The organism is uncultured Dubosiella sp. (genome assembly GCF_964018005.1).
GTDB classification, from domain to species: Bacteria; Bacillota_I; Bacilli_A; order Erysipelotrichales; family Erysipelotrichaceae; genus Dubosiella; species Dubosiella muris.
The window spans coordinates 1-8,616 of sequence record NZ_CAXHOA010000015.1; the positions used below are offsets into that span (position 1 = coordinate 1).

The 8,616-nt window shown below is 43.0% G+C and carries 8 protein-coding genes; 6 read left to right on the forward strand and 2 right to left on the reverse strand.

The genetic code is table 11. The features are described 5' to 3' along the window. Nucleotides 1–262 precede the first annotated feature (262 nt). Entirely contained in the window at nucleotides 263–1,924 is a 1,662-nt protein-coding gene (locus tag ABNS49_RS10375) for a hypothetical protein (protein WP_135979426.1), read from the forward strand. Then, nucleotides 1,917–2,870 carry a glycosyltransferase family 2 protein gene (locus ABNS49_RS10380; protein WP_135979425.1) on the forward strand — a complete coding sequence of 318 codons (954 nt, stop codon included), beginning with the start codon at nucleotides 1,917–1,919 and terminating at the stop codon, nucleotides 2,868–2,870. Before ABNS49_RS10375 ends, ABNS49_RS10380 begins: the two co-directional genes overlap by 8 nt. Before the next feature lie 48 nt (nucleotides 2,871–2,918). On the opposite strand, the gene ABNS49_RS10385 is transcribed toward ABNS49_RS10380, so the two are convergent. Both ABNS49_RS10385 and ABNS49_RS10390 read right to left on the reverse strand, forming a co-directional pair. Continuing rightward, on the reverse strand, nucleotides 2,919–3,758 hold the full coding sequence (locus tag ABNS49_RS10385; RefSeq protein ID WP_135979424.1) for a DUF3737 family protein: 840 nt from the start codon (nucleotides 3,756–3,758) through the stop codon (nucleotides 2,919–2,921). Continuing rightward, nucleotides 3,739–3,957, reverse strand: a complete 219-nt coding sequence (locus tag ABNS49_RS10390; protein ID WP_135979423.1) for a hypothetical protein — start codon at nucleotides 3,955–3,957, stop codon at nucleotides 3,739–3,741. Before ABNS49_RS10390 ends, ABNS49_RS10385 begins: the two co-directional genes overlap by 20 nt. 106 nt (nucleotides 3,958–4,063) lie before the next feature. On the opposite strand from ABNS49_RS10390, the gene ABNS49_RS10395 reads away from it, so the two are divergent. From ABNS49_RS10395 to ABNS49_RS10410, 4 genes are all read left to right on the forward strand, one after another. Then, nucleotides 4,064–4,951, forward strand: a complete 888-nt coding sequence (locus ABNS49_RS10395) for a LysR family transcriptional regulator (protein ID WP_135979422.1) — start codon at nucleotides 4,064–4,066, stop codon at nucleotides 4,949–4,951. Nucleotides 4,952–5,009: 58 nt separating this feature from the next. Beyond that, entirely contained in the window at nucleotides 5,010–6,884 is a 1,875-nt protein-coding gene (locus tag ABNS49_RS10400) for a nucleoside-diphosphate sugar epimerase/dehydratase (RefSeq protein WP_348688179.1), read from the forward strand. A gap of 142 nt (nucleotides 6,885–7,026) precedes the next feature. Continuing rightward, nucleotides 7,027–7,617: a sugar transferase gene (locus ABNS49_RS10405; protein ID WP_135979421.1), complete on the forward strand. Its 591-nt coding sequence runs from the start codon at nucleotides 7,027–7,029 to the stop codon at nucleotides 7,615–7,617. Continuing rightward, the gene (locus ABNS49_RS10410; RefSeq protein WP_290092112.1) at nucleotides 7,614–8,462 is read left to right on the forward strand and encodes an NAD-dependent epimerase/dehydratase family protein; all 849 of its coding nucleotides are present in this window, start codon (nucleotides 7,614–7,616) and stop codon (nucleotides 8,460–8,462) included. Before ABNS49_RS10405 ends, ABNS49_RS10410 begins: the two co-directional genes overlap by 4 nt. The last annotated feature ends 154 nt before the right edge of the window (nucleotides 8,463–8,616 follow it).

Genomic DNA, 8,616 nt, shown 5'->3' on the forward strand with positions numbered 1-8,616 from the left:
CGATGCCTTTCTTTTGAATATAATATTTTTAATGATAAAGACGATATGTTGGAAGGGAGTTTTTTTGATGCTGTCAAATAAGATAGATTATAAATACAATTTTATCTTCTCATTTAGTCTGTTTTGTCTATTACTATGGATTCTTCCATTCAAACCGGTCGTGATTTTCTTGGACTTTCTTATGGCTCTTTACTTTATTTACTATACGGTTTACAGAAGGCGATGGAAAATCCGGCTTTCTTTGCATCCTAGAGAACTGATTGTGAATTCGCTATGGACAGGAAGCGTTTTAATAGTCCTTTATGAAGTTTTTTATGGCCAGAAAATGACTTCGATCCATCATTTCGCTTTTTTCGTTTTGCTGCTGAGTTCTTTTAGCATTTTTGTCTGTATCAGCGAATGCGCAAAAAAAATAAATATCCGCGTCTTTACATTTCGAAAGGGATTTCTCTCTGTTTTTTTATTGGTGGTTGCGTTTCTGTTTACCGCTTTGTGTTCTAGAAGCTCCTGGCTGTACACAATCAACGATTCTTCCGATCCCAATATCTTTTTTAGCGTGGGAAAAAGCGTCATGCAGGGAAATGTTTTATACAAAGACATTTTCGAGCAAAAAGGACCCTATATCTTCCTTCTTCATGGGATCGCTTCTTTAATTTCTTCCACCTCTATGGTAGGGGTATTTTGGATTGAAGTTGTCGTAAACTGGATTTTTCTCATGATTGGAAGGAAAATCATTCGATTGTATGTTAAAAATGACTGGATATCCTTGATTGGAATCCCGATCGGCTTTGCGATTTATGTCGCTTCCTATTGCTTTTGGTACGGTGACAACGCGGAAGAATTGTGCTCGCCTTTTTTGATTTACGGCATGTACATTCTTCTAAATTGTTTAAAAGAAAACAGCCTGCCTTCGAAACAAGAATATTTCGCGATTGGAATGACATCTGGTTTTATTTTATGGGTAAAATACACAATGCTTGGCTTTTATTTAGGGTGGTACATCGTTCCATTCGTGCTTATGGTGAAACGAAAGAAATGGAAGGAAATTTTGCGATCCATTGGCTGGATTGCTTTCGGCGTTTTTATGATTTCTTTGCCGGTGCTCGTCTACTTTGTATGGAACCACGCCCTGCGCTATTTATGGGAAGTTTATTTCTATGACAATATTTTTCTATATACGACAAAAGCAGCGGATCAAATGTTTTTCATGACTGTCCTCCGCGCTTTGAAAATGAATGTGACTCAAAATTTTTGGCTGAGCCTTCTTATATTTTTCAGCTTTGTCTGGATGTATTTTCAAACTTCTCTCAGAGAATTTCTAGGATATTTGTGTTGTTTTCTAGGATTAATTTTCTCTACTTACATCGGCGGACGGTATTATCCGTATTATTATTCTTGTTTAGGGCTGTTTATGTTTCCGGGTCTTGTTTATGGGTACTCTATCGTTCGAAAATGGACGGAGCCTTTGAACCCGTTTATTTTGACAGGTCTGACTTTGTGTGGATGCGTGGGATTTATGTTTTTGACAAGCCGCAACACGGCGTATATCAATCAACCAGCAGAGGAATATCCACAATATCAATTTGCCAAAATTATGAACCAAATTGAAAATCCAACTTTGTTGAATTATAAAATGCTGGATAGCGGTTTCAATTTATACGCGGATATTTCGCCGACCAATCGGTTTTATTGCAAATTCAATGTTCCTCTTCCGGAAATGATTGAAGAACAAAAGCAGATTTTAGAAAATGGAGAAGTGGATTTTTTTATTTCGTATGACTCCGATCTTCCATTTGAAAAGTATCGTTTGATTGCTTCGCAAAATTATAATCGTGGAGAAGGGGTTCTTCACTACAATTTATATGGGAAAAAGGATCTTCCGCTCCAGACGAGGGTTTTTAATAAAGGAGAAGAAAATGGATAAGCCAGTTTTATACATCGTGATTCCATGTTATAACGAACAAGAAGTGCTACCTGTCACAAAGCCTATGTTTTTAAACAAATTAAATCACCTGATCGCAAGGAGGAAGGTAAGCGAACAAAGCCGTATTTTGTTTGTCAATGATGGAAGCCGGGACTCAACATGGAATTTGATTCAAGAATTTGCGAATCAGGAAGAAAAGATTGAGGGGATTTCATTAAGCCGGAATCGGGGCCATCAAAATGCGTTGCTGGCCGGACTGATGGAAGCAAAAGATTTATGCGATATCACCATTTCGATTGATTGTGACGGGCAAGACGATTTAAACGCCATGGACGAGATGGTGGAAGCCTATCACAAAGGAGCCGATATCGTATACGGGGTGCGTTCAAAAAGAGACACAGATACTTTTTTTAAACGAACAACAGCGGAAGGTTTTTATAAGCTAATGAATAAACTCGGAGGAGAAGTGGTGTACAATCATGCGGATTATCGCTTGGTGTCCGCAAAAGTTCTGGAAGAATTTTCGAATTTTAACGAAGTGAATCTTTTTTTAAGAGGGATGTTTCCGTTGGTTGGATTTAACAGTACAAGCGTTTATTATGAAAGGCACGAGAGATTGAAGGGGGAAAGTCATTATCCTTTAAAAAAGATGCTCGCGCTTGCCTTTGATGGAATCACAAGTTTAAGCATTAAGCCGATTCGAATTGTTACCGGAATAGGCATCGCATTTTCAATCATCAGCTTTTTATTGATTGTTTACGCGCTGATTTCTTTGATTCACGGTACGGTGGTGTCCGGCTGGACAAGCTCTATCATTGTGACGTGCTTGCTTGGAGGAATTCAACTAATATCTTTGGGTGTGATCGGGGAATATGTAGGAAAAACCTATCTTGAAACAAAACATAGGCCAAGGTATATTATTTCAAATCGGACTTATAAAGAATAAAAGCATCGCTTTGGCTTTCGCGCCGGCGATGCTTTTTTTAGAGAACAATCACTCTGTTACGATTTCGCACGTATCTTTCATAATGGATCCTTCGCGAATGATCTCTCCGATTGATTTCGCGACGATTTTTCCCGAACGAGGGTTCTTTATTGAATCAATAGAAGAAACAACAGTCGCCAAAACGTCTGAATATTCAAACGCAAGATCCGTGTCGATCATTTCACAGTCGATGAGTGTCAGATTTTTACAATAGCACAAAGGCTGGGTTCCCATGATCTTGCAGTGGTCAAGCGTCAGACCATCGGAGAACCAGGCCAAATACTCGCCTTTCACAACGCTGTTGCGCACCGTGACGTTTTTTGAATGCCAGAAGGCGTCTTTCGTATCCAGAATACAGTTTTCAATCGTGAGGTTTTCCATATATTGAAAAGAGTATTTTCCTTTCATTTGCACGTTTTCCAAAGAAACGTCAGTACTGTCCAAAAAGATATACTCACTTGCGATCGTTGAATCTTTCATCTCGATATGATGGCTTTTCCACCCAAATTCATTGGACGCAATGTCACAGTTTCGAATCGTGATGTGGTCGCATTCCCGAACCCCTTTGATGCTGTGAATGGAAGAGTCCACGATACTTCCGTTTTTCGCGTACCAAATCGGCGCGCGGGTCTTCTCATCCAGTGTGGAATGACTCAATACAAAGCCATCCACATGCCATAAAGGATAACGGAGAGAAAAGCGGCTGTCGACCACTTCGATATTTCTTGCTTCTTTTAAAACGGACTCGCCGTCGGCTGGCCCGGCAAAGGTACAGTTTTCAATTTTCGCGTTCATGATATGATAGAGCGAACGCTCCTCGTCAAAGTTTTTATTTTTTATAATTTCCATGTTGTTTCTCCTTTCGCAGTTCGTGGCATAAATGATCAATACAAGCCAGTTTCGCCTGCTCCTGATGGACGATTTCAAGCTGTTTGGCCCGCATCGAAGCGATGCGGCGCTGCCTGTTGCGGTCGCACAGACACGCATTGATCTCCTCCTCGCTACAGCCACCGTCTTTTAGACAATCCTTGATATATTGCTCCCGCATATTGCAACCCCTCCATGAACAAGTATATGGAAGTTACTTCAGGATTGCGAATACTTGTTGTTTATGATGGAATATAGCTAAAAAGAATAGAAGGAGAAAGAGAAGAATGGACATTCGGGTTATGCGCTATTTTTTAGCCATCGCGCAAGAGGAAAATTTAACGAAAGCGGCCAATTTGATCCATATTTCCCAGCCTTCTTTATCCAAACAAATGAAAGAGCTGGAAATGGAATTGGGAAAAACGCTGTTTATTCGTGGAAACCGCAAAATTACGCTGACCGAAGATGGAATGTATTTTCGAAAACGCGCCCAGGAAATCGTGGACTTGACGGATAAAATGCTCGTTGATTTAGAAGTTCAAGATTATGATTTAAAAGGTGATATCCACATTGGATGCGGAGAAACGACAGGGATGAAAGAATTAATTGCGACAATGAAAAAGGTACACGACGAATATCCCGATATTCATTTTCATATTCATTCAGGGAACGGACTTGATATTCGGGAATCGGTGGAGAAAGGGTTGTACGATTTTGGTTTGTTTGTCGGGAAGCTGGATTTTTCGAAAATGGAAACGTATCCGCTGCGCTATAAAAATATTTGGGGATTGATTTGCCGGAAAGACGATCCGTTGGCTTCTTTGCCGTATATCACCAAAGAACAAGTTTGTGAATTGCCGCTTATCACTTCCCGACAAGGAATGCGGGAACAAATTTTGCATGACTGGCTGGGCAAAGAGAAAAAAGATTTGAATATCGTGGCTACGTACAATTTATTTTACAATGCCGGTTTTATGGTAGAACAAAAACTGGGATACGCGCTATCGATTGATGGACTCCAGCAATCTCACGAAGACCTCGTTTTTATTCCTTTTGAGCCAAAGCTGGAAGCCCCCTTGTTTCTCGTATGGAAAAAATACCAGGCGTTTTCCAAAGCGGCCCAAAAGTTTTTAGAAGCGTTCAAAGCCGGAGAGGCGGGCGAGGAAGGACAATAAGCCGCCGTTTCTTATAATTTGATTTTTAAAACGGCTTTGAATGTGTATAATGAAAGGTATGGATACGATTTATCAAACGAAACTTTACCAAAAATACCGCAACGCGATCATTATGTTGCTGGATTTAGTCATTGTTTTTAGCAGTTATGTGTTCACGTTCTTCATGGACAACAATTTCTTTCTGGACGGAAGACTGCTGCATATTACGCATCTCATTATTTACGGCATGATTTTCGTGCTCGTTCTCCATCTTGGCGTTGGGATGCTTTTTTCCACCCCGAAGACGCTTTGGACGTATACAGGGCCGCAAGACGTGATTCGAATTGGATTGAGTTCGCTTGTCTGTATGGTGATCATGCTTATTTTCACCCAAACTATGCACTTGTTCCATCCATCCCTGATTATTATTTCCGAGATTTTAGCGTACATTATCCAGTTGGCGATTCGACTGCTTTATCGGGAGTTCCACCAATATATGATGAATGTGGACCGCTCGGAAAAAGCGCTCGTGATTGGCGCCGGAAACGGCGGCTATATGATGGTGAACGAGATTTATCGCGGTACGCAATATCCTTACAATGTGGTGGGATATTTGGATGACTACAAGCCCAAAGGGACGCTGGTCGGCGGTAAAAAAGTGCTGGGAACGATTGACGAAGTCGACCGCATCGCCAAGGAAAACGGCGTGACCCGCCTGTTTATCGCGATCAGTCGAATCGATGAGCAAAACAAACAGCGGATCATCGAGCTTTGCGCCAATACTTCTTGTATCACGAAAATCATGCGCTTTTCTCTCGAAAACGAACACGAGGGAATTCGTGTCGACGAGATCCAAATTGAGGATTTGCTCAACCGGCATACCGTGGATTTGAAAACGGAGGAAATTGGCGCCTATTTAAACGACCAAGTCGTTTGTGTCACCGGAGCGGGCGGTTCGATTGGATCGGAGCTTTGCCGCCAGATCATCCGCTTCGCGCCCAAACGGCTGATTATGATTGATATCAACGAAAACACGCTTTATATGCTGAAACAGGAATTCATGCGGAAAGCGAGAGCTGGCGAGATCTCGCAAAACGTGGAACTCGTTTCCCTCATTATTTCCATACGGGAACGGGAAGAGATGTTTAAGTTTATGCGGGATTACAAACCGGATGTCGTTTATCATGCCGCCGCCCATAAACACGTGCCGCTAATGGAAGACCGGCCAATGGAAGCGATTCGCAACAACGTGTTTGGCACGAAAAACGTGATTGACGCCTGCATCGCCTACGATGTCAAGCGCTTTATCATGATTTCCACGGATAAGGCGGTCAATCCAACCAACGTGATGGGCGCGACCAAACGGATGACAGAGCTCGTCATGCAGTCCAGAAATGTCAAAGATTCGCCAATTAAAATGGCGGCGGTTCGCTTTGGAAACGTGCTCGGTTCCAGCGGCTCCGTGATTCCGATTTTTAAAGAACAAATTCGGCAGGGAGGGCCGGTCACGGTGACGGACTACAACATTCAGCGTTATTTTATGACGATTCCCGAGGCGGCGCAGCTTGTTTTACAAGCGGGTTACTACGCCAATCAAAGCGAGATCTTTGTGCTGGATATGGGCAAGCCGGTGAAAATTCTGGAACTGGCGGAAAAGATGATTCATCTGGCCGGCTACAAGCCATACGAGGAAATCGAAATCAAGGAAGTCGGGCTGCGGCCTGGCGAAAAAATGTTCGAAGAGCTCGCGCTTGAAATTGAAAAATGTCATCGAACCGATAACCGGCTGATTTTCGTTCATGAACCGATTCAAATCACGCAAGAGGAAATGGATCGAAAACTGGACGCGTTGTACGAAACGATTTCAAAAACGGATGATACCGCGCTCATCAAGGCCAAGCTTCTAACACTGATTAAAGACGATCCGCAAACGATGTCGAAACGTATGCAGTAGCGTTCTTTGGAAAATGGAGCTTTGTTTCTTATAAAATCTAAATTTTATCGTCATCTATGTGAAAAACGCGCATTCCTAGGAATGGGCTTTTTTCTTTTTGTCTAACTATGATAGAATAGACGGGAATTCAGAAAGGAATCGTATGTATCAAAACTGTTTGAAACGAGTGATTGACTTTGCGTTGAGCGTATTGGGAATTGTCGTGCTCTCGCCCGTGTTGATCCTTTTATCCATTCTTATTAAATGCACTTCCAAGGGGCCGGTCTTTTTTCGCCAAAAACGGGTTGGAAAAGACGATACCCATTTTATGATTTATAAATTTCGAACGATGCGAACCGACACGCCAACCGATATGCCGACGCACTTGCTGGAAAATCCAGACCAGTTTATTACACCAGTTGGCCGCTTTTTGCGCAAGACGAGCCTGGACGAGCTGCCGCAGCTGTTCAATATTTGTTCGGGAGATATGGCCATCGTCGGTCCTCGCCCCGCCTTGTGGAATCAATTTGATTTGATCGCCTTGCGCGATGAAAATGGCTCTTCGCGAATTCGTCCCGGATTAACCGGGCTGGCACAAATTTCCGGCCGCGACGAGCTTGAAATCGAAGTGAAAGCCGGCCTGGATGGAAAATACGCGAGCCATATTACCTTTGGAGAGGATACCCGGATCTTTTTCGCTACGATTTTTTCTGTGCTTCGTCACGATGGCGTGCAGGAAGGAAAACGATCATGAAGCGGATTTTAATTACAGGCAGCCATTCGTATTTGGCCAATCAATGCAAAGCTTTTTTAGAGCAAAAAGAAGGATACCAAGTGGATTTGATTCGCGTGCGCGGGCAGTGGAAGCAAAATTCGTTTTCCGGATACGATGCGGTCGTGCATATGGCCGGACTGGCGCATTCCAATCCGAAAAAGGACGAAGAAGCGCTTTACTACGCCGTCAACCGCGATTTGGCGATTGAGGTGGCCAGAAAAGCCAAAGCGGATGGATGCCGCCAATTTATTTTTATGTCTTCCGTTCTTGTGTATGGAAGCCATCATACGCTTATCAAAAAAGAAACGCCGCTGGAGCCGGATAATTTTTATGGTGACAGCAAGAAACAAGCGGAAGAGGGAATCGCTCCCTTGGCGGATTCAAACTTCCATGTCGCCATTGTGCGCCCGCCTATGATTTATGGCCCGGGATCGAAAGGAAACTATCAAAAGCTTTCCCGGTTTTCTTGCGTGACACCACTCTTTCCAAACATCTATAATGAGCGAAGCGTATTGTTTGTCGATAATTTCTGCGCGTGTTTGCAAGGCATCGTGGATACAAACGCGGAGGGAATTTTTTTGCCTCAAAACGAAAAAATCGTTTCCACCACGGATATTGTCCGGCAAATCGCCCGCGTTCATAAGCATCCAATCGTATGGATCAAAGGGATGAACGGATGGATCGCGATGAATCGCAAAAAGACTCTTTTTCAAAAAGTGTTCGGATCGCTTGTGATTGATCCCGCGCTGTCCCGGTATTCGTTCCCGTACCAAATCGTCGATTTTGAATCGTCGATTGAAAAAACAGAAAGGAGGAAACCATGAGTAAAGTCGCGATTGTCTGCGCGTTTGACACCTATTTTGATCGAGTCCGCATGCTTCGGACGTATTTTGAGCAAAAACAAGACGAAGTGTGTGTGGTGACTTCCGATTTTTCCCACCGCAACAAGCAGTCGATGAAATATTTATCCGGCGCCGA

Excerpts from the sequence above, each read along its gene's own strand:
- ABNS49_RS10380 (WP_135979425.1), top strand. The coding sequence starts at position 1,917 with ATGGATAAGCCAGTTTTATACATCGTGATTCCATGTTATAACGAACAA.
- ABNS49_RS10385 (WP_135979424.1), bottom strand. The coding sequence starts at position 3,758 with ATGGAAATTATAAAAAATAAAAACTTTGACGAGGAGCGTTCGCTCTAT.
- ABNS49_RS10390 (WP_135979423.1), bottom strand. The coding sequence starts at position 3,957 with ATGCGGGAGCAATATATCAAGGATTGTCTAAAAGACGGTGGCTGTAGC.
- ABNS49_RS10395 (WP_135979422.1), top strand. The coding sequence starts at position 4,064 with ATGGACATTCGGGTTATGCGCTATTTTTTAGCCATCGCGCAAGAGGAA.
- ABNS49_RS10400 (WP_348688179.1), top strand. The coding sequence starts at position 5,010 with ATGGATACGATTTATCAAACGAAACTTTACCAAAAATACCGCAACGCG.
- ABNS49_RS10405 (WP_135979421.1), top strand. The coding sequence starts at position 7,027 with ATGTATCAAAACTGTTTGAAACGAGTGATTGACTTTGCGTTGAGCGTA.
- ABNS49_RS10410 (WP_290092112.1), top strand. The coding sequence starts at position 7,614 with ATGAAGCGGATTTTAATTACAGGCAGCCATTCGTATTTGGCCAATCAA.